The following is a 26,584-nucleotide window of genomic DNA, read 5'->3' as shown; positions in this document are numbered from 1 at the left end:
GACGAGCAGCAGGGATCAGAGGTCGAACTGCTGCTTCACATCGCGGGTGCGGATGTGCTCGAAGTAGAACGACAGGAACGGGATGGTACCGGCGATGGCGGTCGTGATCAGCTTGCCGATCGGCCACCGCGCCTTGATGCTGAGATCGACCGTCATGATCAAGTAGATGAAATAGATCCAGCCGTGGGCGATGCCGACCCAACCGAAGCCGTCGACGTCGAATCCGTACTTGGCGATCATCTCGGCGACGAGCAGGAGCAGCCAGACACCCGTGATCCAGGCGAGGATCCGGTAGCGCAGGAGCGCTGACTTGATCCTCGTAAGTGCGACGGGGCCTGGCGTCGCGGTGGCTGTCGGGGTCTTGTCGGTCACGTGTCGTCCTTCAGTGCAGTCAGGCGTCGGTGCAGTCACGCTTCTGGGTTCTCAAGCTTCTTGGTTCTCACGCCTCTGTGCTTTCAAGCTTCTGGGCGCCGGTCGTTGAGTTCGGCGAGGTACCGGTTGTACTCGGTGAGTGCGTCGTCGGGCGCGCTGTCGAGGACGGCGACGGTCGGGTCGGCGGCACTCGGCCGTTCGGGCAGGATGCCGTCCGGAATCTCGGCGGGTCCGCGCTTGGAGGTCTTCTCGACGACTGCGTCCGGGTCGGCCTCCATCACCACGAACCGTCGGTACGCGTAGAGCACGGCGATGGCGAAAGCCGGCCACTGCAGGGCGTACCCCAGATTCTGGAAGGTGCCAGACGTCGACTCGAAGCGACTCCACTGCCACCACGCGAGCGCGAGACACGCGGCCGCCGCGATGACGACCAGCGCGATCAGCGCGGGGCGATGTCGCTTCTGGATGGGGGATGCAGCCTCGGTCACGACCTCCACGGTACCTGGCACTGCGAAGCGATCTGACTCACAGCGCCCGCTCGACCCGCACGACGAACGACGTCACACCGGACTCGCGTCGGTAGTCGACGTCGCCGCCCAACAGGCGGGCGTTCTCGCGGGCTATCGCCAGGCCCAAACCGGCGCCGCCCGTTCGGGTTCGAGCGTCCGACGCCTTGTACAACCGCTCGAAGACACGCGGCAGGTGATCGACGGAGACGCCGTCGCCGTGGTCGGACACCGTGACGGTGAGCGTCGTGCCGTGCCGTTCGAGATCGACGGTGACCGGTGGCGCACCGTGGCGGACCGCGTTGCCGACGAGGTTCGTGACGATCGCGGTGAGCCTGCGCGGGTCGGTCGAGAACTCGCCGCCGACCGATCCGGTGACCGGGACGTCGTGCCAGCCGCGTCGTCGGACCGCATCGGTGATGAGTGCGTGCACGTCGACGGGTTCGGCCAGGACGTCGGACAGGCCCGCGTCGCGCCGGGTCATCTCCAGGAGGTCTTCGACGAGCGCCGACAACGCGGTGATCTCCTCCGACATCAGGCGCGCCGCTCGCCCGCGGACCCCGGTGTCGTCGGACAACTCCTCGTGGAGCACCTCTGCCGCCGGCACGAGGGCGGCGAGAGGAGAGCGCAGCTCGTGCGAGACGTCGGCGACGAAGCGGGTGGAACGCTGTTCCTCGTCCCGGAGGACGGCGGTCACGGCATCCTTCTGGTCGAGCATCTCGTTGAGCGATGCAGTCACGTCGTGGAGTTCGCGCACGCCGGTCGACGGCATGCGCACGGACGCGTCGCCCGCCGCGATCTGTTTGGCCGTCGACTCCACAGTCCGCAGCGGCCGCACCACCGTGCGCACCACGAAGGCGCCGAAGGCGATGCCGAGGACCACCGCGCCCGCGACGGATGCGACCAGGATGGTCCGCAGCCGGTCGAGTTTCTCGCCGACCCCTTCGAGAGGTCGGACGGCGAAGTAGCTGACCCGATCGTCGCCGTGTGATCGGCTGTAGCCCATCGCGACCCGCTCCGACGGCAGCCGTTCGAATCGGTAGACGCCCGGCGACGATTCGACCGAGCTGCGCACCGAGTCGGGGATCTGGGACAGGACGTCGTTCCGATCGAACGTCACCACCCCGTCGCGGACCACCGCCACGTCGGGCGGGGACGGACCGTCGATGCGTGTCTGCTCCATTTCCTCGGTGAACACCGCCAGCGCTGCGTTCTGGGCGTCCTCGTACGCCCACGACCGCGCCGACAACGTGATCGCGCCGCCGACACCGAGTGCCGTTGCGCACACGACGAGGACCGTCCCGAGCATCACTCGGGCTCGCAAGCTCGGCAGCAGGCGGGAGATCACGGAACGAAGCGGTAGCCGAAACCGCGGACGGTCTCGATGAGACTCACGTCGGCGGGATCGATCTTCGCGCGGAGTCGTTGGATCGCGTTGTCGACGAGCCGTGAATCGCCGAGGTACGTCTGATCCCACGCCATCTCGAGGAGTTGGTCTCGCGACAGGACTTGACCCGGATGGTCGGCGAACGCGAAGACGAGACGCGTCTCGGTGGGGCTGAGCGCGATCGGCTCGCCGTCGCGCGACACCTGGACGGCCGTTCGGTCGACGGTGAGGCCGCCGAACGTGATGACGTCGTGGCGCGGTGGTGAACCCGGCTCGACCGCGTTCACCCGGCGCACGTTGGCCTTGACCCGTGCGTCGAGGACGCGCGGGCTCACTGGCTTCACCACGTAGTCGTCGGCGCCCGCCTCGAGGCCTGCGACCATGTCGATGTCGTCCGACCGTGCCGTCAACATGATCACCGGGACGTCGCTGATCGCTCGGATGGCTCGGCAGACGCTGAAGCCGTCGGAGCCGGGGAGTCCGATGTCGAGGATTACGGCGTCGACCGACGACAGCAGAGTCGGGAGCGAATCGCCGGGATCGGACGCGACTGACGTCACCGTGTAGTCGAGACGCTCCAGACTCATCTTGAGCGCCTCGACGATCTGTGGATCGTCCTCGATCAGCAGCAGCCGCGTCATCGTCGCAAGTGTCGCACAGAGCGACCCCGCACAGGCAGAACACACTCGGCCGCGAACGCAGCAGCCACCGCGACCAACCAGCCGCCGATCACGTCCGACGGGCGATGCCATTGGAGTCCGACGACGGCGACCGACACGACCGCTGTACCGGCGAGCGAAGCGACAGCGACCACACGACGCAGACGCTCGGGGCTGACGGCGATCAGCCCGAACGCTGCCGCGGCGAACGCGGCGACGGTGTTCGAGGGGAACGAGTTGGTCAACGACCCGACACCCAGAGCGGGCCGCTGCAGCCCGGTCTTGAGGAAGACGGCGATGGCGACGGCGCCTAGGACCAGGATCGTCGCGTGGCCGGCGAGCCGGGGGGAGCGTCGCACCGCGCAGACGATGGCGAGGACGACACCGATCCCCCCGAGCACCGCCAACTGGTGGTCGCCGAGCCATCCGCTGGTCGGAACGTCGCTCCCGAAGTGGGCGGCCCAGGACTGCATCGTCTGCTCGTCAGAGGCCTGACCGGGATACGACCGGACGAACACGCCGAAGGTTCCGGCGAGAAGCGCGAAGGCGACGACGGCGCCCGCGAAGGCGCCGACGCGGCGAGAAGCGGTTTCGGACATGGAACCACCGTGCCCGACGACTGTCCCAGAACCGCGGCACCGGACGGTCGGAGTGTCGCAGTCGTGTCGCAACCGGTGGTGTGAGCCGGGTTTCGTAAGGTGGCTGGGTGACTGCGAAGGTGCCCGACCTGCTGGCCGAACTGGCCGCGAACGACGACCCGAAGACGCGCGCCGTCAACGAACGGCACGGCGACGACCACGGAGTGAAACTGTCGGTGCTGCGCGGCATCGCCAAACGATTGAAGAAGCAGCAGCCGCTCGCCGTCGAACTGTGGGCGACGGCCGACACCGCGGCTCGCCTGCTGTCGTTGTTGATCTGCAGGCCGAAGGAGTTCGGCGCGGACGAGCTCGACGCGATGCTGCGTGACGCTCGAACACCGAAAGTCCACGACTGGTTCGTCGGCTACGTCGTCAAGAAGAGTCCGCACCGCGAACCGCTGCGAATCGCGTGGGCCGTCGACCCCGATCCGGTCGTCGCCGCTGCCGGATGGTCGTTGACGGCCGGTCGCGTGGCCTCGGATTCGGAGGGACTCGACCTGCCCGCGCTCCTCGACACCGTCGACGCCCAGATGAAGGACGCCCCGGACCGATTGCAGTGGGCGATGAACACGACACTCGCGCAGATCGGTATCGCCCACCCGGAACTGCGCGAGCGCGCCGTCGAGATCGGCGAGCGGCTCGAAGTCCTGAAGGACTACCCGACGTCGCCGGGCTGCACCTCGCCCTACGCGCCGGTGTGGATCGCGGAGATGGTGCGCAGACAGGGGTAGATCTTCACCGTCTGTCGACGATCAGGCGGGTTCCGCGGCGCCCTGGGCTTCGTCTGCTGTCGGCTGCGCCGACAGGTACCGCTCACGTGAATCGTCGAGCTCAGCGAGCCACGCGGTGTGGTGGACCGTCGCCATCGTCCCGGTCATCACCGACCGGTACGCCTGGTCGCGATAGGTGAGGATGTTCGACTTCTTGTCCTTCTTCCAGGCCAGGAAGGTGTCGACGACCTCGTCGAGATCGAACATCGGATAATCGGTCTGGTCGATCAGGTCGCGAATGTAGTCGGCCTGGAATCGGACGGCAGCCGGGTCGTCGTCGACCTTGCTGTACGCGTCGAGCCACGCGTCGATGTGTGCCTGACGGGCGGCGGCGTCGGGTAGCTCGATGCGGCCGAGGATCAGATCGCGGACGAACCACGCTTGCGCGTCGAACATGTTGAAGGTGAACCACTGATCCTGTGCACCGAGGTAGTGAATCCTCGGGTTCGCCTGCCACGTGACGCCGCGATACAGACCGGTCGGGTACAGGTTGTTCGGCGAATCGATCTGCGCGTCGTGCGGAAGGAACGGGTAGTGGTGCAGGTAGCCGGTGCACAGGACCACTGCGTCGAACTCGCGTGACGTGCCGTCGACGAACGTCGCGACCGAGCCGTCGAACCGGCTGACCTGCGGAACCTCGTCGACGCCGTCGGGCCACGCGAAGCCCTGCGGCGCGGACCGATAGCTCATCGTGACCTGGCGGGCACCCATCTTGTGCGACTGGATACCGATGTCTTCGGCGGAGTACGACCCGCCGATGAGGAGCAGCCGCTGGCCGGCGAAGCGCTCGGCTCCGCGGAACTCGTGGGCGTGGATCACTTCGCCGGGGAACGTCTCGATACCGTCGAAGTCGGGCACGTTGGGGAACGAGAAGTGCCCGGTGGAGACGATGATCTCGTCGAACACCTCGGTGAGTGTCTTCTTGTGTCGCAGATCGTCGACGGTGAGCGTGAACTTCTGCGTCTCGTCGTCGAACTCGCTCCAGCGGACCGCGTGCGCGAACAGGACCTTGTCCTTCACGCCGGACTGCGATGCGCGGCCGTCGATGTAATCCCACAGCACTTCACGGGGAGGGTAGGAGGAGATCGGCCGGCCGAAGTGCTCGTCGAACGTGTACTCGGCGAACTCGAGGGCTTCCTTCGGCCCGTTGGACCACAGGTTGCGGTACATGCTCGAATGCACCGGCTCCCCGTAGTGGTCGGTGCCTGTCCGCCACGTGAAGTTCCACTGCCCGCCCCAGTCGTCCTGCTTCTCGTAACAGACGATGTCCGGAACCTCGGAGCCGTGGCTCTCGGCCGACTTGAAAGCGCGCAGGGCGGCCATTCCGCTCGGCCCCGCACCAATGATCGCAATCCTTCTTCTACGCTGCACCAATACCTTCCCACCCGCGAGAACCTCTCCGGATGACATGTCCACTGTCGACAGTGAGCGACGGTGAAGTCAATTCCTGGTCATGTATTAGAATTGATCGTTTCGGATTCTCATACGGGCCGTCGGCGCTGCATCGGATCTCGGCCGCACGGTGACATCGGTGTTACCGGCAGATCACCGACATCTCGCGTCGGCACCCCGCCGACCAGTGCGTTCGCCGCCGCCGCCAGGATCGTGGCAACGACTGGAGGAACAGAGATGATGAACGATCGACAGATCACCTTGCGTTTCATGGCCGCGCCGACGGATGTGGCGACCGTTGGCGGCGGTGTCCGCGGCGGTCGGATCCTCGAATGGGTCGACAAAGCCGCGTACGCGTGCGCGGCGGCATGGTCGGGCGGCTACAGCGTCACCGCCTATGTCGGGAACATCAGCTTCGGGCGGGACATCGCGTCCGGTGACCTCGTCGAGGTGATCGCAACCCTCATCCACACCGGCCGGACCAGCATGCACATCGAATGCGAAGTGCGGTCGGCCGACCCGCGCGTCGGCACGTTCACCCAGGCGAGCCGATGCTTGCTGGTCTTCGTCGCCGTGGACGAGGACGGCACACCCACCCCGGTGCGGCAGTGGGTTCCGATGCGCGCGGACGACGTCGCCCGCGAGATGTTCGCACTCGAACGGTCGGACATCCGCAGCAAGATCACCACGGCGATGGCCGACGCCGACTACTCCGGTGCGACGGCCGCGCTCGAAGCGTCGACCCGGTTCCTGGCGGCGCCCACCGACATCAACTGGGGCGGCAAGGCGCACGGTGGTCGCGTCATGGGGTGGATCGACGACGCCGCGTATCTGTGCGCGGTGCGGTGGTGGTCGGGGGAGGCCGTCACCGTCTACATGGGCGGGGTTCGCTTCTACCGGCCGATCCACATCGGTCAGGTCGTCGATGTGACCGCCCGGCTCATTCACACCGGCCGCCAGACGATGCACGTCGCCGTGCATGTGTATGCGCATTGGCCGCGCGAGGGGTCGCACACCAGGCGGCTGGCCGCCCACAGTCTGACGGTTCTCGCCGCGCTCGACACGGCGGGCGACGCCACCGACGTCACCCCGTGGGCACCCCAGCTGCCGAAAGACGTCGCGTTGGAGACGCATGCGCGGGAACTGATCGCGATCCGCGGGCGCAGGTCGCCTGCGAAGGAGCATCGCATGGTCGAGATCTGACCAGTGTCGGGCAGAAGTCTCACCTATACGGCGCAGATCCCGAAATTTCGGCTCGAGTGTCCATATAGGTGAGAGCTGTGCCAGAGCGGTGCGCGAGAAGGGACTTGAACCCTCACGTCCGTAGACACTGGAACCTAAATCCAGCGCGTCTGCCAATTCCGCCACTCGCGCATGCACGCGCGACGCGTGCAGGAATACTGTACCGGTACTCTCGGGCCGTGACGGCATACCCTCTCGCTGACCCCGGCCTCGTCGACGCACTGGGCGCAGCTCTGCGCGCCGCGGACTTCTCGTCCGACGGGATCGACGGGCTGCTCGGCGAACAGGCGGGCGCCGCGCTCGTCGGCGGCACCTGGTGGCCCGCCCTGCGGGCGACCCGTCGGGCTCCCGTGCAGAAGCAGGCGCTCGCCACGTTGATCCGGCTCTTCCTGCTCGGCTCGACCGAACCGGAGGCGGACGTCGCGGCCGCGTTCGGCGGGCTCGCGGTGGACGATCTCGTCGACGGCGGGGTCCTCGCACGAGACGACCACGGTGTCCGGGCGCTCCTCGATATCCGCCCGCACGGCAGCGACGACGCCGACTACCTCGTCGTCGCCGACCAGGACGCGTCGATGCGTTCGGGCGCCGTCGCGCACGACCACGTGCTGGGTATCGGGGGCGCGTCGATGTCGTTGGCGCAGGCCGTCATCCGCACACCCGCAGCGCGGGCCCTCGACCTGGGGACCGGGTGCGGTGTGCAGGCGCTGCACATGAACGGGCATTGCGGCGAGATCGTCGCCACCGACACCAACCCGCGCGCACTCGCGTTGGCCGCGGCCACCGCGCGCCTCAACCAGATGAACTGGGACCTCCGCGACGGCAGCCTGTTCGAGCCGGTCGCGGGCCAGACGTTCGACCTGATCGTCTCCAACCCGCCGTTCGTCGTCGGCACCGGAGCGCAGGACTATATCTACCGTGACTCCGGAATCGTCGGTGACGGGGTGAGCAGGCACCTCATCGAGAACGCCCGCACCCACCTCAATCCGGGCGGCATCGCACAGATCCTCGCCAACTGGGTCGTCTACGACGAGGAGAACTGGGACGAGCGCATCCGAACCTGGGTCGACGCCAGCGGGCTCGACGCCTGGGGCGTGCAACGTGAACTCGCCGACCCGATCACGTACGTGTCGCTGTGGGTGTCCGACGCGGGGGAGTCGCCCGTCGAGGCCGCGCGCCGCGGAGCCGATTGGCTCGACTGGTTCGAACGTGAAGGCATCGTCGGCGTCGGCATGGGGTCGGTGACATTGCGCCGACCCGTCGAGGACCGGCCCGCCGACGTCGTCATCGAGGAGATCACTGCCGCCGGGCAGGAGGTGACCGGCTTCGAAGCGCAGGCGTGGTTCAACCGACGCGACTTCCTTCGCGCCACGTCCGACGCCGATCTTCTCGCCGCACGTCTGCGGACGGCTCCGGTCTTCCTCGAGTCCCAGTCATTGCCGGGCGACGACGGCTGGCAGCAGGTCAGCGCATCCGTCACCCGCCCCGGGGGGCCGGGCGCAGTGCTCGGGGTCGACGAAGTCCTGACGGCGCTCATCGCCGGATGCCGCGGCGAAGTCCCGCTCGGCGCGCTCATCACTCTCCTCGCCGACTTCCACGGCGTCGACGCCGATGCACTCGCCGAAGCGGCCATGCCCAGCGTCCGTGAGGCGATCGGTCGAGGAATCCTATTCGTCGTCGAGTGACCGGCGATCCTCAACCAGCCGCGATGTCCAGTGCGGCGGCGAGGTCGGCGCGTAGGTCGGCGACATCTTCCAAGCCCACCGAGAAGCGGAGGTGCCCGTACCTGCGGAAACCGTCGGGGTAGGCGGCGACGCGCGGGCCGGCTGTGCCGACGTGGACGATCAACGACTCATCGTGTCCGACGGACACCGCCGAGGTGATGACTCGCAGTGCGGCGACGAAACGGTTCTGCAGGTCAGGGTCGCCGTCCAACGCGAACGACATGATGCCGCCGAAACCGGCGTCCGGCCCGGCGACCCCGCCGAACTGGCGGATCGCAGTCTCGTGCTGCGGATGCGACTCGAGCCCCGGGTAGGCGACGTACGCGATCCGCTCGTCGGCCTCCAAGAAACGCGCGAGCTCCAACGCCGACGCCTGATGCTGACGCAACCGCAGCGGCAGCGTCACCGAACCGCGCATGATCAGCCACGCATTGAACGGGGAGATCACCCCGCCGACGTCAACCATCGCCTCCGACCGGATCGGTTCGACTGCGTCGGCCCGACCGACCACCGCTCCGCCCATCGCGTCGCCGTGACCGTTGATGTACTTGGTCAACGAGTGCACGACGAGGTCGGCTCCGTGATCGAGCGGCCGGAACAGCGGCGGGGGAGTGAACGTCGAATCGACGACGAGCAGAGCGCCGCCCGCATGCGCGACCTCCGCGAGCGCCGAGATGTCCGCGACCTTCGTCGTCGGATTCGCGATCACCTCGGTGACGATCAGCCGTGTGTTCGGGCGCATCGCCGCACGCACAGCGTCGAGGTCGGTGATGTCGACGAACGTCGCATCGATGCCGTACTTGCGGGGCAGCAGCGACGTCCACAACTTGTACGTCGCCTCGTACGTCGCGTCGGCGACAACGACGTGATCGCCGACCGAGACATGGCCGAAGAACACCGCGTGCAACGCGGCCACGCCGGAGGCGAGCGCGACGGCGTCCTCACCGTGATCGAGCGCCATCAGCTTGTTCTGCAACGCGATCTGGTTGACCCCGGTGTTACGGGTGTACGTCAGATGCTCCGGATTCGACCAGTCCATCGTCGACGGGTCCTCGGGCAGCCGGTACGAGTTGGCCATCGTGATCGGCAGCCGAATCGCGGCGCCTTCGGCGTCGGACCCCGGCGCGTGGTTGCCGCCGTGCACGCTCCACGTCTGCTCGCCGACGGTCGACGGATCGCGCCGGTCGGGTCGCTGCCCCACCCGGTCCTGCCCCTCTCGGTCCTGTCCTGAGTCCCGGTCCTGTCCCGAGTCGCCTTGGCCTGTCATGACACCTTCTCTCCTCGCCGAACACGGGTCGACGCACCGCGGACCGCCCGCACGGGCAGCCGATGGAGCTTGTCGATCCCGAACCGGGTGCGGGCCTCCGCCCACGCCCAACAGATCGCGAAGACGCCGAGCGCCATACCGACCGACAGCGTCTGCGACCACGGGCGCTCGATCAGCACCGCGGGGATCACCAGAAGGCACGTCGCCTGGATCACGTAGGCGTCGAGGCTGCGGGCGCCGGTCGAGACCAGCGGACGCAGCACGTCGCGACGAGACCAGCGTAGGACTCGCGTCAGCACGCCGTACAACGTGGTCACCACCAGGAACGAGACGACGACGCGGACCGGGCCTAGATGCACCTTGTCGATCAGGAAACTCGCATGCGGCAGAACGTCGTGGGAACGGATCACGTCCTCGATCGTGAAGGCGAGCGCCAACGACACCGCGATCAGCACCGGCAGCACGAGATCGATGCGGTCGGGGATCCGCCACGCCTCCCACTGCCATCCGGCCACCAACGCCAACATGAACACGATCTGCCAGGCGGCCCAGTTCTGAATGCCATACCAGTCGGGCGCGGAGTGAATCATCATCCACGATGCGGGCCACGCCTGGCTCACCACGTACAACGCGATCGACGCGGTCGCCACCACCGGCCACCATCCACGCACGAGCAGCGCGATGGCTCCGACCGCGACGACCATCAAGATCAGGTACATGAGCAGAATGTTGCCGCCGCTCGGCAGATACCGGAGTGTCAACGCCCACTCGATCTTGGTCCAGGTGTCGGGGCGATACGGGAGCACGGCGATCGACCGGAACTCGCGTCCGGTCATCTCCGTGGCCACCCAGACCGCCACCAGGCCGACCGCCGCCTGACACACGTAGAGCACCGCGATCCGTCTGAGGAGACGAGTCATGCTGTACCGCAACGAGAAACGCTCCGTCCACCGTCGGTGGACGATGCCGAGCACGAGACCGGACAACAGAACGAACGCACTCATCCCGTCGACATACGGGAATGAGTGCGTCGGTTCGGCCGCCCAGGTGCCGTCGGCGAAGTGAAGGCTGACCATGCTCCAGATGGCCAGACCCCGCAACGCGTCGATCGCGAGGTCGCGCCTCACCGTAGGTCGGTGGGCGACCGGCGCAGCGGTGTCAGATCAGCGCGGCTCACGTGTACAGGTCGGCGATCGCCTGCTTGTACGAGTCGTGGATGACACTGCGCTTGAGCTTCAGCGTCGGCGTCAGCTCGCCGGTCTCGATCGTGAAGTCGGTGTCGAGCACCGAGTACTTCTTGATCGCCTCGGCGTTCGAGACCTTCGAGTTCGCGTCGGCGACGGCGGCGTCGAGCTCGGCGCGGATCTGAGTGTTCGTCGTGAGCTCTACCAACGGTGTCGACGCGGGCAGATTGTGACGTTCCAGCCAGCCGGGGAGGGCCTCCGTGTCGAGAGTGATCAACGCGGCGATGAACGGCTTCTGATCGCCGACGACGAGGCACTGGCTCACCAGCGGATGCGCACGGATCGAGTCCTCGAGTTGCGCCGGGGACACGTTCTTGCCGCCCGCGGTGACGATGAGCTCCTTCTTGCGGCCGGTGATGAACAGGTAGCCGTCTTCGAGTCGACCGATGTCACCGGTGTGGAACCAGCCGTCGCGGATGGCGTCGGCCGTGGCCGCCTCGTTCTGCCAGTAGCCGGTGAACACCATGCCGCCCTGCAGCAGGATCTCGCCGTCCTCGGCGATCTTCACCGTGACGCCTGGGACCGGACGGCCGACCGAACCGATGCGGCTGTGGTCCTCGTTGTTGGCGGTGACCGCCGCGGTCGTCTCCGAGAGCCCGTAGCCCTCGTACACGGGGACGCCCGCACCGCGGAAGAAGTGGCCGAGGCGGTCGCCGAGCGGGGCTCCGCCGGAGATCGCGCCCTCGCAGTTCCCGCCGAGCGCGTCGCGGAGCTTGCCGTAGACGAGCTTGTCGAAGACACGGTGCTTGACCTTGAGCGCAAGGCCGGCACTCCCGGCTTCGGTGGCCCGGCTGTACTCGATCGCCGTGTCGACCGCCTTGGCGAAGATCGCTCCCTTGCCGCCGTCGATCGCCTTCTGCTCGGCAGTGTTGAAGACCTTCTCGAACACGCGCGGAACCGACAGCACGTAGCTCGGCTTGAACACCGCGAGATCGGCGACCAGATTCGGGATGTCGTTGGTGTGGCCGAGCACGACCGCGTTCTCCACACAGCCGACGGCGACGACGCGCGCGAATACGTGGGCCAACGGGAGGAACAGGAGCGTCGACTTGCCCTCCTGGAGTCCGTTGCCGACGGCTTCCGCGGTGGCGGCGCACTCTTCGAGGAAATTCCGGTGCGTCAACACGACGCCCTTGGGCCGTCCGGTGGTGCCCGACGTGTAGATCAGCGTCGCGGCATCGGCTGCCGTCGCGTTCGACTCCCGCTCGGCGAGTGCCGAATCGGGGACATCGGCGCCGCGCTTGCGCAGCGCGTTCATGGCGCCGTCGTCGATGACGAGGGTCTCGCGCAGAGCGGGTGCCCCGGCGATCACCTCCTGGTGCTTGCTGCGGTGTTCGACGGTCTCCAGGATCAGGACCGATGCCGCCGAGTCGGTGAGGATCCACTCCACTTGGTCGGGGGAGGAGGTCTCATAGATCGCGACCGTGGTGGCGCCCGCGCGCCAGATCGCGTAGTCGAGCACGCTCCACTCGAAGCGGGTCGACGACAGCAGTGCGACGCGGTCGCCCGCGTTCACACCTGCGGCGATCAACCCCTTCGCTGTCTCGTCGACCTCGTCACCGAACTGGGAGGCGGTGACTGTCACCCAGTTGCCTCCGTCGCTCCGGCGTTTGAACAACGGCAACGTCGGCCGCTGTGCGCGATACTGCTGCAGCTTGCTGATCGTGGTCGTATTCGGGTCGACGGTGGTGATGGAGGGAGTGGTGTACTCCTGCATCGTGAAACCCCTTCGGCGAGAAGTGCGCAACTCAGGCAGCGCTGGATATGTGAGTCGCACAGTACCGTAGAGAGTGGTGAGGGGTGTCACAGCCCTATTTCGGGGTAGCATCTATAGGCGATGACTACCGAAAACCCTGACTCTGCCGCTTCTGATTCCACCGGCGGCCCCACTCCCGGTTCCACGTTCGACGACTTCGGTATCGACGGCCGTGTGCGCGCGGCGATCGACGAAGTCGGGTACGAGACCCCGTCGCCCATCCAGGCGGCCACCATTCCTCCACTCATGGACGGGCGCGACGTCGTCGGCCTGGCCCAGACGGGAACCGGTAAGACCGCGGCATTCGCCATCCCGGTCCTGTCGAACCTCGACCCGTCCGCACGCAAGCCGCAAGCGCTCGTCTTGGCGCCGACCCGCGAGCTCGCGCTTCAGGTCGCCGAGGCATTCGGGCGCTACGCGAGCAAGATGCCCGAGGTGAAAGTGCTGCCGATCTACGGCGGACAGAGCTACGGCGTCCAGCTGGCGGGGCTGCGGCGCGGCGCCCAGGTGATCGTCGGCACCCCGGGCCGCGTGATCGACCACCTCGACAAGGGCACCCTCGACCTGTCCGAACTCCGGTTCCTCGTGCTCGACGAGGCCGACGAGATGCTGACGATGGGTTTCGCCGAAGACGTCGAGCGCATCCTCGCCGACACTCCCGACCAGAAGCAGGTCGCGTTGTTCTCGGCGACGATGCCCGCGTCGATCGGCAGGCTCGCACGCAAGTACTTGAACAACCCGCAAGAAGTCACGGTCAAGGCGAAGACCGCGACCGCGCAGAACATCACGCAGAAGTATTTGCAGGTGTCGCATCACCGCAAGCTCGACGCGTTGACCCGCATGCTCGAAGTGGAGCAGTTCGACGGGATGATCCTGTTCGTCCGCACCAAGTCGGCGACCGAAGAGCTCGCCGAGAAACTGCGGTCGCGCGGGCTGTCCGCAGTGGCGATCAACGGCGACATGGTGCAGGCGCAGCGTGAGCGCACCATCAACCAGCTCAAAGACGGCTCCATCGACATCCTGGTCGCGACCGACGTGGCGGCGCGCGGCCTCGACGTCGACCGCATCTCGCACGTCGTCAACTACGACATCCCGCACGACGTCGAGTCGTACGTGCACCGCATCGGTCGTACGGGACGCGCGGGACGGTCGGGCATCGCGCTGCTGTTCGTCTCGCCACGCGAACGTCACCTGCTCCGGTCCATCGAACGGCACACGCGCCAGCAGCTCGAAGAGATCGATCTGCCGAGCGTCGACGACGTGAACGCGCAGCGCGTCATCAAGTTCTCCGATTCGATCACCTCGAACCTCGGATCCGATCATCTCGACATGTTCCGGGGCCTGGTGGAGAACTACGCCCGCGAGAACGATGTCGCGATGGCCGACATCGCGGCAGCGCTCGCTCTCGAGTCGCGCGACGGCGGCTTCCTGATGGCGCCGGATCCGCCCGCCGGCCAGCGCCGTGAGCGCCCCGAGCGCGAACGTCGCGAACGGGCTCCGCGCAACGGCAGCGGGCATTTCGCGACGTATCGGATCGCCGTTGGCCGCAAGCACAAGGTGTCGCCGGGCGCGATCGTCGGAGCCATCGCCAACGAGGGCGGTCTGACGCGCGGAGACTTCGGCAATATCAGCATTCGCGACGACTTCTCGCTCGTCGAGCTCCCGAACGATCTCGATTCGGAGACCATCAACCTGCTCAAGCACACGCGTATCGGTAAGAACCCGATCGATCTGCGCCCCGACCTCGGCGCCCCGCGCGGCCGGGGAGGCCAGAAGTACAACAAGCGCGACGGCTACAACAAGCGCTCACCGCGCGTCGCAGGCCGCGGTCGCGGCTGAGACCGCCGGGGCGTCCGGTCAGTCCCCGTCGATGACCTGCTGGATCCGCGGTCCCCACTGCGCGATGACTTCGTCGCGGGTGAGGTCGGCGAACAGCGGTACCCCCAGGAGATAGCGCATCGTCGCGACGCCGAACAGCATGCTGACGACGATGCGCGCGGTCTCCACGGAGACGTCCGTCGACTGCGCGACGAGCGGGACCATCTCGGACGAGGCGAACTCGGCGAACGCGCTGGGCGTGCTCTCGTCGTTGATCGCCGAGCGCAGCAGGCCCTGCATCGCACTCCCGGTCTCGTTGCCCTCCCAGACGCCCGTGAACTCGGTGATCATCCGTTCGCCGAGTTCGTCGCGCGGGCAGTCGGTCGCTCGGAGGATCTGATCGGCCGGATCGATGGGCACTTCGAGGGCGGCGACGAACAGCCCGTGCTTGCTCCCGAAGTAGTAGGGGACAAGCGCGACGTCGACGCCTGCCTCGGTGGCTACCGAGCGCATCGACGTGTTCTTGAACCCGTTGCGTCCGAACAGGTTCTGCGCGGCGCGCAGAATGTCGTCACGGGCGGTGGAGTCACCGGTCCGGCGTCCGGGGCGGCGGGGGGACTTGTCGACCATGTCTCCATTGTACGCTTATTTCAACGGATGTTGATTTATTGACTGGATCGTCGTCCGTCAGGACGCTCGTCGTCTGCCGCCGGGATCTTACAGTGGCGCCCGCAGCAGGTCGGGGAGTATTCGCGCGGCGGTACCGGCGAGCCGCACCGTCGCGGACCGGGTGACCGCCGACGGCTCAGGGTTCACCTCGATCACCCGAACGCCCGCCGCCGCCGCACGTTCGGGCAGCTCAGCCGCCGGATAGACGACCCCGGTGGTGCCGACCACGATCATCAGATCTGCCGCGTCTACAGCGGCCTCGGCGCGGCCCCAGTCGCCCGACGGCAGCGACTCGCCGAACCAGACGACTCCGGGCCGGACCGACGCCCCGCACAACGGGCACGACGGCCGGGGCGTCGCGACGGAGACGTTCGGGGACTCGCGTCGCCCGCAGCCCTCGCACCGGGGCTCGAACAGGCTGCCGTGCAGATGGCTCGCGACGGCACTGCCGGCTCGCTCGTGCAGATCGTCGACGTTCTGGGTGACGACCGACGTCGAGATTCCGCGACGTCGGCCCAGCTCGGCGACCGCCCGGTGCCCCGCGTTCGGGGCCACCGCCCGCACCTGGGCCGCCCGGTCGGCGTACCAGGCCCACACCAGGTCCGGGTCGGCGGCCCAGCCGTTTGGAGACGCCAGAGACATCGGATCGTGGTTCTCCCACATCCCCGTGAGCGCGTCACGGAACGTGGGGATCCCGCTCTCGGCCGACATGCCCGCGCCGGTGAACACGACGATCGATGACGCCTCGTCGACCAAGGTGCGCGCTCGACGAAGGTCCGCGGAACTCACGGCAGCGCTGCGATCGTCGAACGGAGTTGTGCCGCAACGGTCTCAAGGTCGCCCGCGCGGCGGGTGAGGAGCCCCTTCGCGAACGTCAGCTTGTCACCCGACCGGCGAGGAACGACGTGGACGTGCGTGTGGAACACCGTCTGCATCGCGGCCCGCCCGTCGTTGAGGGCGAGATTCACGCCGTGGGCTCCGAACTCGGTCCCCTTGAGCGCGTTCGCGACTCGTTGTGCTGCCGCCAGCAGGGGGGTGCCGTACCGAGGGTCCAGATCGGACAGGCCCGACGAGTGTCGGCGCGGGACCACCAGCGTGTGGCCGCGCGCGATCGGTGCACGGTCGAGGAAGGCGACGACGTCGTCGTCGGCGTAGACGACGTGTGCCGGCCCGCGCTCGGCGACGATGTCACAGAAGACGCATGCGTCGACAGTCATACGTGGAGTCTAGACAGCAGCGGACCGAGCGCGCTGTCAGGCGCGTCGGCGGTGCGCGCGAGTGGCTGACCAGCGGACATTGTGTGACGACAATCACGAGAACGACTTTTTGTGCAGGTCGATTCGGTTACCCCTCGGTCTACTGGCGGGTATACCTGCGGGTCGCGCAAAACGTGAGGGTTTCCTCACGTTCGTGTGCCACGATGGTCGCGTTCCCGCACACCGGCCGATCAGGAGTATCCGTGACCCTCGACCAGTTCCGCTCAAGCAATCGCATCCCCGCCTCGGGCGAGTCGTCCGCAAGTCTGATCGACCGATTCGGTGCAGGCGAGAGCTACGCGATCAGCTTCGGCGGACAGGGCGGGCCGTGGCTGCCGAGCCTCGCCGAGCTCGTCGCCGACGCCGACCTCGGTCGTGTCATCGACGCGGTGCTCACCGACGCTGCCGATCTGCTGGCGCCGATCGCGGACGCCCTCGCCGCAGCGGGGAGCGATCGATTCGTTCCCCTCACCTGGCTGGCCGCCCTGGACGCCGAGGAGTCCGTGCCGACCGACGGCGAGCTGGCAGGCGCACACCTGTCACTGCCCGGCATTCTGCTGACCCAGCTCGCCGCGATCGCGAACCTCGCCAAGCAGGGGCTCGACACCCAGACGCTGCCGCCCAGCGCCGTCATCGGCCACTCGCAGGGCCTGCTCGCCATCGATGCCGTCGGCACCGCCGAGCACCCGCGTGAACACACCGACGCCGAACTCCTCGCCGTGTCTCAGTTGATGGGCGCCGCCGCCACCCTCGTCGCGCGCCGCGCGGGCCTGCTGGGCTCGGCCGACGGCCACCACGAAGGCGTCTCGCCGATGGTCGCCGTCTCCGGCGTCGCGCCGCGCGAGATCGACGCGATGCTCGCCGAGTACGCGCAGAGCCTGCCCGAGGGCGCCGTCGGTCTGCCGACCGTCGCGATCGTCAACAACCGGCGCTCCGTCGTCGTCTCCGGCGCACCCCGTCACCTCGCGGGCTTCGCGCGGCTGTGCGAGACACGTGCCGCATCCGACGCAGCCGATCGAAAGGCCAAGCGGACCGGCGGGAACCCGTTCGCACCGGTCTTCGACGAGCTGCCGGTGACCGTCCCCTTCCACCACCCCGACCTCGCGTCCGCCGTCGACCTCGTCGTCGAATGGGCCGCTCGGTGCGGCATCGACACCGAGTTCGCGCACCGTCACGCCACCCGCATCCTGGTAGACCCCGTCGACTGGGTCGACCAGATCGGCGACGTCGTCGAGTCCGGTGCGTCCTGGATCCTCGACTTCGGGCCCGCCGACCTCGGTGCACGTCTGGCCGCGTCGGTCGTCCGCGGCCAGGGCGTCGGCGTCGTCGCCGCAGCCACCCGCCGCGGCCAGCGCAGCCTGTTCGTCCCCGGCAGCGCCCCCGCCGTCGCCGCAGCGTGGTCGACGTTCGCGCCGCGCCTGGTGTCGCTGCCCACCGGCCGAGTCGGCGTCGACACCGGATTCACCCGACTCACCGGTCGGTCGCCGATGCTGCTCGCCGGCATGACCCCGACCACCGTCGACCCGGCCATCGTCGCCGCCGCAGCCAACGCAGGCCACTGGGCCGAGCTCGCGGGCGGCGGCCAGGTGACCGAAGAGATCTTCGCCGCCAACGTCGACAAGCTGACCGGCCTGCTCGACGAGAACCGTCAGGTCCAGTTCAATTCGCTGTTCCTCGACCCGTACCTGTGGAAGTTGCAGCTCGGCGGCAAGCGACTCGTGCAGAAGGCGCGCGCCCAGGGAGCGCCGATCGACGGCGTCATCATCACCGCGGGCATCCCCGAGCTGGAGGAGGCCGTCGACCTCGTCGCCGAGCTCACCGAAGCCGGCCTGCACTACGTCGCGTTCAAACCAGGCACCGTCGACCAGATCCGCGCCGTCATCCGTATCGCCGCCCAGACGCCCGAGTACCCGATCATCGTGCAGATCGAAGGCGGTCGTGCGGGCGGACACCATTCGTGGGAAGACCTCGACGACCTCCTGCTCGCCACCTACGGCGAACTGCGTGAACGCCCGAACGTCGTCATCTGCGTCGGCGGCGGCATCGGCACACCCGAACGCGCGTCGGAGTACCTGACCGGTGCATGGGCCACCGCCCACGACTACCCGGCCATGCCGCTCGACGGCATCCTCGTCGGGACCGCCGCCATGGCGACCCTGGAGGCGACGACCGCACCCGAGGTGAAGCAGCTCCTCGTCGACACCGAAGGGTGCCCGGACTGGGTCGGCGCTGGCCACGCGACCGGCGGCATGGCGTCGGGCCGCAGCCAACTCGGCGCTGACATCCACGAGATCGACAACTCCGCGTCGCGCTGCGGCAGGCTCCTCGACGAGGTCGCAGGCGACGGTGACGCCGTCGCCGACCGTCGCGACGAGATCGTCGCCGCGATGGAGCGGACCGCCAAGCCGTACTTCGGCGACGTCGCCGAGATGACGTACGGCGAATGGCTCGGCCGCTACGCCGAACTCGCCGTCGGCACGCCGGAGGAGTCTTACCCGTGGGCGGACATCACCTGGCAGGCGCGCTTCGTCGACATGCTGCGCCGCACCGAGGCCCGCATGCACGAACAGGACTCCGGCGAGTTCGAGTCGCTGTTCGGCGACACCGTCACCGACGCGTACGCCGCCATCGAGCTGCTCACCCGTGACTACCCGGCAGTCGACGCCGACATCCTGCACCCCGCCGACGTCGCATTCTTCCTCGAGCTGTGCCGGACCCCCGGCAAACCCGTCAACTTCGTCCCCGTCATCGACAAGGACGTGCGGCGCTGGTGGCGCAGCGACTCGCTGTGGCAGGCGCACGATGCGCGCTACCCGGCAGACGAGGTCTGCGTCATCCCCGGCACCGTCGCCGTCGCTGGCATCACCCGCGTCGACGAGCCGGTCGGCGACCTGCTGAACCGCTTCGAGAGCCAGACCATCGCCGACCTGCGCGCGGTGGGCGCCGAACCCGAAGTGGTCGCCGGCCGCCGTCGGCGCGGCATCGTCGACCAGTCGAGCCCGCTCAGCATTCTCATCGAAGCCGAGGACGTCCTGTGGGCGGGCCGCCAGGCTCGCAACCCGATCGCACTCCTGGGTGACCGCGAACAGTGGACGATCATCGACGGCGAACGCGCCGAACATCCCAACGGTGCGGTCATCGCATACGTCCCCGACGCCGAAGCCGCCGACGACGAGATCCGACTCGACCTGACCGTGCCCGTCTCCGGCAGCGTCCTGCGCATCCCGTTCATCGGCGACCTCCGAGTCGTCGACGGCGGCAGCCCGCGCGTTGCCACCGTCGACGCCGCAGGCGCCATGCGTGACCTGCTCACCGTCGCCGCGGGCGGCCAGCTCACCGTCACCGACGGAACCGTTCCCAGCGCACGTGCCACCGTCTCGTGGCACGCCGACTCGATCGCCGACCACAGCGGGGCCACCAGCGTCAGTCTGCCGAGCACTCTGCGCGCGGTCACCCCGTCGTCGCCGAACGGTTCCGCAGTGCCGGACGCACTCGTCGTCGCCTGCTGGCCGACCGTGTTCAGCGTCATCGGGGCTGCCTCGACCGACGACGGACTGCCCGTCGTCGAAGGCCTACTCGACCTCGTCCACCTCGACCACGCGATCACGCTGGCCGGAACGGTGCCGACCGTCGACACCGACCTGACCGTCACCGCTCGCTGCCTCGGCGTCACCGACGCCGACGTCGGCCGAGTCGTCGGCGTCGAAGTCACCGTCACCGACGGCGAGACCCCGGTCGCACAACTCGTCGAGCGTTTCGCGATCCGCAACCGGATCGGCGACGCGACGCTCGCCGACCCGGTCCGCGCAGGCGGCGCGATCACCGACGAGCGCACCGGCACCCGGAAGCACGTGCGCTCGGCGACGGTCACCGCACCAGACCGCATGAACGGATTCGCCGTCGTCTCCGGCGACCGCAACCCGATCCACACCGACGCGCTCGCCGCACGACTGGCCGGCCTCGGCGATCCGATCGTCCACGGTATGTGGCTGTCGGCCGTCGCCCAACAGGTCGTGACCGCCGCATCCGTCGCGCAGCCCGTCCCGGCGCCGCGCGCGCTGCGCGGCTGGACCGCCCGCTACCTCGGCATGGTCCGGCTCGGCGACACCGTCGACATCCGCGTCGACCGTGTCGGCATCGATGCGGGCCGCGAGGTCGTCGAGGTGACCGCCAAGGTCGGCGGCGAACTCGTCATGGCCGCGACCGCGCTGCTCGACGCGCCGCGCACCGTCTACGCGTTCCCCGGCCAAGGCATCCAGAGCAAGGGCATGGGCCTGGACGCGCGGTCGCGCAGTGCTGCGGCCCGCGAGATCTGGGACCGCGCCGACAAGCACACGCGCAAGGCGCTCGGCTTCTCGATCCTTGCCGTCGTCCGCGACAATCCGACCACCCTCGTCGCAGGCGGTGAGCGCTACCACCACCCGGACGGCGTCCTGTTCCTGACGCAGTTCACGCAGGTCGCGATGGCGACGCTGGGTGTCGCGCAGATCGCCGAACTCCGTGAAGTCGGAGCCTTCGTCGACGGGTCCATCACGTGCGGTCACTCCGTCGGCGAGTACAACGCACTCGCCGCATGCGCGGGCGTGCTGCCCCTCGAAGCCGTCCTCGAAGTCGTGTTCCAGCGCGGCAGCGCCATGCACCACCTGGTTCCGCGTGACGCGAAGGGCCGAAGCGACTACCGGTTGGCGGCGATCCGGCCGAGCCAGTTCGGTCTGGCCGACGACGACGTCGAGAACTTCGTCGACTCGATCGGCGAGGAGAACGACGAGTTCCTACAGGTCGTCAACCTCAACCTGCTCGGCTCCCAGTACGCGATCGCAGGCACCGTCCGCGGCCTGGAACTGCTCGAGGCCGAGATCGACCGTCGTCGCGCCGAGTTCGGCGGCAAGCGTGCGTTCATCCTGGTCCCGGGCATCGACGTGCCGTTCCACTCGACGGTGCTCCGTGCGGGCGTACCCGAGTTCCGAGGCAAGCTCGACGAACTGCTGCCCGAAGTCATCGACCCGGACATCCTCGTCGGGAACTACATTCCGAACCTGGTCCCGCGCCTGTTCAACCTGGGCCGCGACTTCGTCCAGGAGATCGCCGACCTCGTGCCGTCCGAGCCGCTCGACGCCGTCCTCGCCGATTGGGACACGTGGGCCGCGAAGCCGGCAGCACTCGCTCGCATCATGCTCATCGAGTTGTTGGCCTGGCAGTTCGCCAGCCCGGTTCGCTGGATCGAGACGCAGGACCTTCTGTTCTCGCCGGTCGAACAGGGCGGTCTCGGCATCGAACGGTTCGTCGAGGTCGGCGTCAAGTCGGCGCCGACCCTCACCGGCCTGGCCCGCAACACCCTGAAACTCGCACCCTACGGCGCCTCCGTCACCGAGGTGCTCAACGTCGAATCGGACGAGCAGCTGCTGCGCGCCGACGACAGCGCACCCGAGCCGATCGACGACGAGGTCGCCGATGAGGCGCCCGCCGAAGCCGCTGCGCCCGCACCGGCTGCCGCACCTGTCGTCGCGGCTCCCGTCTCGGCTGCGGCCGCAGGCCCGCGCCCCGACGACATCGCCTTCGGCCCAGCCGATGCGGTCCGTGCCGTCATCGCACTCTGGACCAAGATGACGCCGACGCAGATCGGTGCGGTCGACACCATCGAGTCGTTGTGCGACGGCGTCTCCTCGCGCCGCAACCAGCTGCTCCTCGACATCGGCGGCGAGCTCGGTCTCGGCGCCATCGACGGCGCAGCCGAAGCGGACATGGGAGCCCTCGCGACGACCGTCGAGACGCTCGCCCGCGGCTACAAGCCGTTCGGCGATGTGCTGACCGACGCCGTCGGCGACCAGATCCGCAAGGTCGCAGGCCCCACCGGCAAGCGGCAGGCCTACATCACCGACCGCGTCACCGACACCTGGCAGCTGGGCGCAGGCTGGGCGCAGCACGCACTCGTCGCAGTCGCTCTCGGCTCCCGTGACGGCGCGAGTGTGCGCGGCGGCGACCTCGGCGACCTGCTCGAGGGCGGCGTGTCCACGGCAGCCGACCTCGACGCGCTCATCGACCGTTCGGTCCGGTCGGTCGGTGCAGCGCGCGGTATCGCCGTCGAACTGCCCGCGGCAGCGTCGTCGGGCGGCGGCGCCGTCGACTCCGCGGCCCTCGATGCTTTCGCCGACCAGGTGACTGGCCCCGACGGCGTTCTGGCGACCACCGCGCACACGATTCTCGCCAAGCTCGGCCTCGTCGACCTCGAATCGGCTGGTGACGTCCTCGATGACCCGAACGCCGTCGCCGCTCAACGCATCAGTGACGAGCTCGGCGCCGACTGGGTCCGCACCGTCACCCCGACGTTCGACGAGAACCGCGCGGTGCTGCTCGACGACCGCTGGGCCAGCGCCCGCGAGGACCTCGCACGGCTGTGGCTCCAGGATGAGGACGTCGTCGACGCCGATCACGACGTGATCGTGGCCCGCCTGCGCGGCGCCGGGTCCACCGTCGCCGAGCACGCCACCTGGTGGCAGGGTAAGGCGAGCCGCCGCGGCTTCGATGTCCACGCCCGATTGTTCGCGGCGATCGCCGAGGCTGCCGAGTCGACCGAACGCGGCGAGTTCGCCGACGACGTCGCCGTCGTCACCGGTGCGTCGCCCGACTCGATCGCGGCGTCCGTCGTCGGCAGGCTGCTCGGCGGGGGAGCGACCGTCGTCGCCACCACATCGCGTCTGAACAGCGAACGACTCGCCTTCTACAAGAAGCTCTACCGCGACAACGCGAGTGCGGACGCCGCCCTCTGGGTGGTGCCGGCCAACCTCGCGTCGTATGTCGACGTCGACGCCGTCGTCGACTGGATCGGCACCGAACAGACCGAGAACCTGGGCGCCACGACCGGTGTCGTCAAGGAAGCCATGACGCCGACGCTGCTGTTCCCGTTCGCGGCGCCGCGTGTCGCGGGCGACCTCACCGATGTCGGCGGTCGCGCCGAGCTCGAGATGAAGGTCCTGCTGTGGTCGGTGGAACGACTCATCGCCGGACTGGGCGCGATCGGGGCCGACCACGATCTCGACTCGCGAGTCCACGTGGTGCTTCCGGGCTCGCCCAACCGCGGCATGTTCGGCGGCGACGGCGCGTACGGCGAAGCCAAGGCCGCGCTCGACGCACTCGTCACCCGCTGGGGCGCCGAGGAGTCGTGGGGTTCGCGCGCGACGTTGGCGCACGCGCTCATCGGTTGGGTGCGCGGCACCGGCCTGATGGGAGCCAACGACGGGATGGTCGCCGCCGTCGAGGCCGCGGGCGTCCGCACCTGGAGCACCGAGGAGATGGCCGCCGAACTGGTCGCGCTGTGCTCGCCCGCCGTCCGTGAGGGTGCGCGCCGCGAACCGGTGATCGCCGACCTCACCGCCGGACTCGACCCGAACATCGACCTGAAGGCACTGGCCGCCCAGGCAGCGCCCGCCGACTCGGCAGTCGAGGACACCGCAGTCGAGGACACCGCAGTCGGGGGCACCGCACCGGTCAACCCGCTGGTCGCCGCGCTGTCGGCGCCGGCACGCGCCGACCTCCCGACCGCGCACGAGTGGCCGGCGATCGAGGCGCGGCCCGAAGACATGGTCGTCATCGTCGGAGCGGGCGAGGTTGGCCCCTACGGTTCGGCCCGCACCCGCTTCGAGATGGAGGTCGACGAGAAGCTGTCGGCGGCGGGCGTACTCGAACTCGCATGGAACACCGGCCTCGTCACCTGGGAGGAGACGCCCAAGCCGGGCTGGTACGACGTCGAATCCGGTGACCCGGTGGGCGAAGCCGAGATCGCCGACCGGTACCACGACGAGGTCGTCGCCCGCTGCGGCATCCGTCGCTACGCCGACGAGGGCGCGATGGTCGACAACACGTCGCCGCTGCTGGAGTCGGTGTTCCTCGACGAGGACCTGACCTTCACCGTGCCGAACGAGGCATCCGCTCGGGCGTTCGCGTCGGCCGACCCGGAACGCACCCGGATCGTCGCCACTGAGTCGGGCGACTGGTCGGTGACCCGCCTCGCGGGCACCGAGATCCGTGTGCCGCGCCGCTTCGAGCTTTCGCGCACCGTCGGCGGCCAGATCCCGACCGGCTTCGACCCGGTCCGTTGGGGCGTCTCACCCGACATGGCCGAGTCCGTCGACCGGGTCGCGCTCTGGAACCTGATCGCCACCGTCGACGCGTTCCTCACCGCGGGCCTGACACCGAGCGAGCTCATGCGCTGGGTGCACCCCGGTCTGGTCGCCAACACGCAGGGCACCGGCATGGGCGGCATGACTTCGATGAGGTCGCTGTACGTCGACACGCTGCTCGGTGAGTCGAAGGCAAACGACATCCTGCAGGAAGCGTTGCCGAACGTCGTCGCCGCACACGTCGTGCAGTCGTACATCGGTTCGTACGGTGCGATGATCCACCCGGTCGCGGCCTGCGCCACTGCAGCGGTCTCGGTCGAGGAGGGCGCCGACAAGATCCGGCTCGGCAAGGCGCTGTTCGCCGTGGCGGGCGGGTTCGACGACCTCGGCATCGAAGGCATCGTCGGCTTCGGTGACATGTCGGCGACCGCGGACTCCGCGGCGATGGAGGCCAAGGGCATCGACGAACGTCGCTACTCGCGGGCCAACGACCGCCGGCGCGGCGGCTTCGTCGAGTCGGCCGGCGGCGGCACCGTCCTGCTGGCGCGCGGCGACATCGCCGCGCAGCTCGGGCTGCCGGTCCTCGGCGTCGTCGCGTGGGCGCAGAGCTTCGGCGACGGCGTCCACACCTCGATTCCGGCTCCCGGACTCGGCGCACTCGGCGCGGCCCGCGGGCAGGCGTCGTCGCCGCTCGCGACGTCGCTCGCCTCGCTGGGCGTGAGCCCGGACGATGTGGCCGTCGTGTCCAAGCACGACACGTCCACCCGCGCCAACGACCCGAACGAGTCCGAACTGCACGAGCGTCTGGCCGGAGCCATCGGCCGCGGCGACGGCGCACCGCTGTTCGTGGTGTCGCAGAAGTCGCTGACCGGCCACGCCAAGGGCGGTGCGGCCGCGTTCCAGCTGATCGGCCTGTGCCAGGTGCTCCGCGACGGCGTCGTCCCGCCGAACCGCAGCCTCGACTGCGTCGACGAGAAGATGGCCGAGTACCCGCATCTGGTGTGGCCGCGGGAGACGCTGCGGATGGGCGAGAAGTTCCCGCTCAAGGCCGGTGTCCTCACGAGCCTCGGCTTCGGCCACGTGTCCGGCCTGATCGCCGTCGTCCACCCGGAGGCGTTCGTGGCCTCGCTCGACGAGTCGGCTCGCGACGGTTACCGTCGTGCGGCGACCGCCCGCCTGCGGGACGGCAAGCAGCGGCTGCTGTCGTCGATGTGTGGCGGTGACGCCGCCTACCAGCGGCCGGAGGGACGGCGCTTCGGTGACGGCGATGAGCACACCGTCGAATCGGCCGTGCTCCTCGACCCGGAGTCGCGTCTGGCCGCGGACGGAACATACGCCCGATGAGCATTGTCGGAGTGGGGATCGACATGGTGTCGGTTCCCGAGTTCAGCGAGCAGTTGTCGACACCCGGCTCGACGTTCATCGGCCACTTCTCGGTCGGTGAACGGCGGGACGTCGCAGATCGCACCGGCGACGGCGCACGGAACCTCGCGGTCCGCTGGGCGGCGCGTGAGGCTGTCATCAAAGCGTGGTCGTCGAGCCGGTTCGGCCTGACGCCCCTGCTGCCGGACACCGCCGTCAACCAGGTGGAGATCCAGTCGGACGCCTACGGTCGGCCGCGTGTGCGGCTGCACGGCGATCTAGCGAATGCGATCGGGCACTTGAACATTCATGTGTCGTTGACTCACGACGGCGACATGGCTGGCGCCGTCGCGATCCTCGAAGAGCCTGCCGCCGGGTAGGAGGAGTGGCCCGACCGGTGCGGGTCAG

The 26,584-nt window shown here is 68.5% G+C and carries 18 protein-coding genes and 1 tRNA gene; 6 read left to right on the top strand and 13 right to left on the bottom strand.

The window, feature by feature from the left end:
• Window positions 1-15: 15 nt before the first annotated feature.
• The 5 genes from L5G28_RS13110 to L5G28_RS13090 form a co-directional block, all read right to left on the bottom strand.
• The gene (locus L5G28_RS13110; protein WP_236997600.1) at window positions 16-372 is read right to left on the bottom strand and encodes a DUF3817 domain-containing protein; all 357 of its coding nucleotides are present in this window, start codon (window positions 370-372) and stop codon (window positions 16-18) included.
• An 83-nt stretch (window positions 373-455) separates the two neighbouring features.
• Window positions 456-860, bottom strand: coding sequence for a transcriptional regulator (locus tag L5G28_RS13105; RefSeq protein ID WP_237001901.1), 405 nt, complete (start codon window positions 858-860; stop codon window positions 456-458).
• Window positions 861-897: 37 nt separating this feature from the next.
• Window positions 898-2,226: a sensor histidine kinase gene (locus L5G28_RS13100; RefSeq protein WP_237001900.1), complete on the bottom strand. Its 1,329-nt coding sequence runs from the start codon at window positions 2,224-2,226 to the stop codon at window positions 898-900.
• The gene (locus tag L5G28_RS13095) at window positions 2,223-2,906 is read right to left on the bottom strand and encodes a response regulator (RefSeq protein ID WP_237001899.1); all 684 of its coding nucleotides are present in this window, start codon (window positions 2,904-2,906) and stop codon (window positions 2,223-2,225) included. Before L5G28_RS13095 ends, L5G28_RS13100 begins: the two co-directional genes overlap by 4 nt.
• Complete coding sequence (locus L5G28_RS13090; protein WP_237001898.1) at window positions 2,903-3,523, bottom strand: phosphatase PAP2 family protein; 621 nt, start codon at window positions 3,521-3,523, stop codon at window positions 2,903-2,905. The genes L5G28_RS13095 and L5G28_RS13090 overlap by 4 nt, the downstream gene beginning before the upstream one ends.
• 107 nt (window positions 3,524-3,630) lie before the next feature.
• Between L5G28_RS13090 and L5G28_RS13085 the strand changes: the two genes are divergently transcribed.
• The gene (locus L5G28_RS13085) at window positions 3,631-4,293 is read left to right on the top strand and encodes a DNA alkylation repair protein (protein WP_237001897.1); all 663 of its coding nucleotides are present in this window, start codon (window positions 3,631-3,633) and stop codon (window positions 4,291-4,293) included.
• Between the two features lie 21 nt (window positions 4,294-4,314).
• On the opposite strand, the gene L5G28_RS13080 is transcribed toward L5G28_RS13085, so the two are convergent.
• Window positions 4,315-5,742, bottom strand: coding sequence for a trimethylamine monooxygenase (locus tag L5G28_RS13080; protein WP_265744162.1), 1,428 nt, complete (start codon window positions 5,740-5,742; stop codon window positions 4,315-4,317).
• A gap of 219 nt (window positions 5,743-5,961) precedes the next feature.
• Between L5G28_RS13080 and L5G28_RS13075 the strand changes: the two genes are divergently transcribed.
• The gene (locus L5G28_RS13075) at window positions 5,962-6,927 is read left to right on the top strand and encodes an acyl-CoA thioesterase (protein WP_237001895.1); all 966 of its coding nucleotides are present in this window, start codon (window positions 5,962-5,964) and stop codon (window positions 6,925-6,927) included.
• Window positions 6,928-7,016: 89 nt separating this feature from the next.
• On the opposite strand, the gene L5G28_RS13070 is transcribed toward L5G28_RS13075, so the two are convergent.
• A tRNA-Leu gene (locus L5G28_RS13070) sits at window positions 7,017-7,098 on the bottom strand.
• Window positions 7,099-7,145: 47 nt separating this feature from the next.
• Between L5G28_RS13070 and L5G28_RS13065 the strand changes: the two genes are divergently transcribed.
• Window positions 7,146-8,648 (top strand): DUF7782 domain-containing protein, encoded by a 1,503-nt coding sequence (locus L5G28_RS13065; protein WP_237001894.1) that lies wholly within the window; start codon window positions 7,146-7,148, stop codon window positions 8,646-8,648.
• A 10-nt stretch (window positions 8,649-8,658) separates the two neighbouring features.
• Here the strand turns inward: L5G28_RS13065 and L5G28_RS13060 are convergent, their stop codons facing one another.
• The 3 genes from L5G28_RS13060 to L5G28_RS13050 are packed head-to-tail and all read right to left on the bottom strand — an operon-like array spanning window position 8,659 to window position 12,915.
• Window positions 8,659-9,954 (bottom strand): trans-sulfuration enzyme family protein, encoded by a 1,296-nt coding sequence (locus tag L5G28_RS13060; protein WP_237001893.1) that lies wholly within the window; start codon window positions 9,952-9,954, stop codon window positions 8,659-8,661.
• On the bottom strand, window positions 9,951-11,081 hold the full coding sequence (gene opgC / locus L5G28_RS13055) for an OpgC domain-containing protein (RefSeq protein WP_237001892.1): 1,131 nt from the start codon (window positions 11,079-11,081) through the stop codon (window positions 9,951-9,953). Before opgC ends, L5G28_RS13060 begins: the two co-directional genes overlap by 4 nt.
• 46 nt (window positions 11,082-11,127) lie before the next feature.
• The gene (locus L5G28_RS13050) at window positions 11,128-12,915 is read right to left on the bottom strand and encodes an AMP-dependent synthetase/ligase (protein ID WP_237001891.1); all 1,788 of its coding nucleotides are present in this window, start codon (window positions 12,913-12,915) and stop codon (window positions 11,128-11,130) included.
• Window positions 12,916-13,035: 120 nt separating this feature from the next.
• On the opposite strand from L5G28_RS13050, the gene L5G28_RS13045 reads away from it, so the two are divergent.
• Window positions 13,036-14,793 (top strand): DEAD/DEAH box helicase, encoded by a 1,758-nt coding sequence (locus L5G28_RS13045; protein WP_236997586.1) that lies wholly within the window; start codon window positions 13,036-13,038, stop codon window positions 14,791-14,793.
• A gap of 18 nt (window positions 14,794-14,811) precedes the next feature.
• On the opposite strand, the gene L5G28_RS13040 is transcribed toward L5G28_RS13045, so the two are convergent.
• The 3 genes from L5G28_RS13040 to L5G28_RS13030 all read right to left on the bottom strand — a co-directional run bounded on the left by L5G28_RS13040 (window position 14,812) and on the right by L5G28_RS13030 (window position 16,658).
• A complete protein-coding gene (locus L5G28_RS13040) occupies window positions 14,812-15,402 on the bottom strand; it encodes a TetR/AcrR family transcriptional regulator (protein ID WP_237001890.1) in 591 nt (196 codons plus the stop codon).
• Window positions 15,403-15,489: 87 nt separating this feature from the next.
• Entirely contained in the window at window positions 15,490-16,230 is a 741-nt protein-coding gene (locus L5G28_RS13035; RefSeq protein WP_308191977.1) for an NAD-dependent deacylase, read from the bottom strand.
• The gene (locus tag L5G28_RS13030) at window positions 16,227-16,658 is read right to left on the bottom strand and encodes an HIT family protein (RefSeq protein ID WP_237001889.1); all 432 of its coding nucleotides are present in this window, start codon (window positions 16,656-16,658) and stop codon (window positions 16,227-16,229) included. Before L5G28_RS13030 ends, L5G28_RS13035 begins: the two co-directional genes overlap by 4 nt.
• 242 nt (window positions 16,659-16,900) lie before the next feature.
• Between L5G28_RS13030 and L5G28_RS13025 the strand changes: the two genes are divergently transcribed.
• The gene (locus tag L5G28_RS13025) at window positions 16,901-26,158 is read left to right on the top strand and encodes a type I polyketide synthase (protein ID WP_237001888.1); all 9,258 of its coding nucleotides are present in this window, start codon (window positions 16,901-16,903) and stop codon (window positions 26,156-26,158) included.
• Entirely contained in the window at window positions 26,155-26,556 is a 402-nt protein-coding gene (gene acpS / locus L5G28_RS13020; RefSeq protein WP_237001887.1) for a holo-ACP synthase AcpS, read from the top strand. Before L5G28_RS13025 ends, acpS begins: the two co-directional genes overlap by 4 nt.
• The last annotated feature ends 28 nt before the right edge of the window (window positions 26,557-26,584 follow it).

This window comes from Gordonia liuliyuniae (assembly GCF_021739025.1).
Lineage (GTDB): Bacteria > Actinomycetota > Actinomycetes > Mycobacteriales > Mycobacteriaceae > Gordonia > Gordonia liuliyuniae.
Note: the sequence above shows the minus strand (reverse complement) of the source record. Positions and strands in the feature narration are given on the sequence as shown.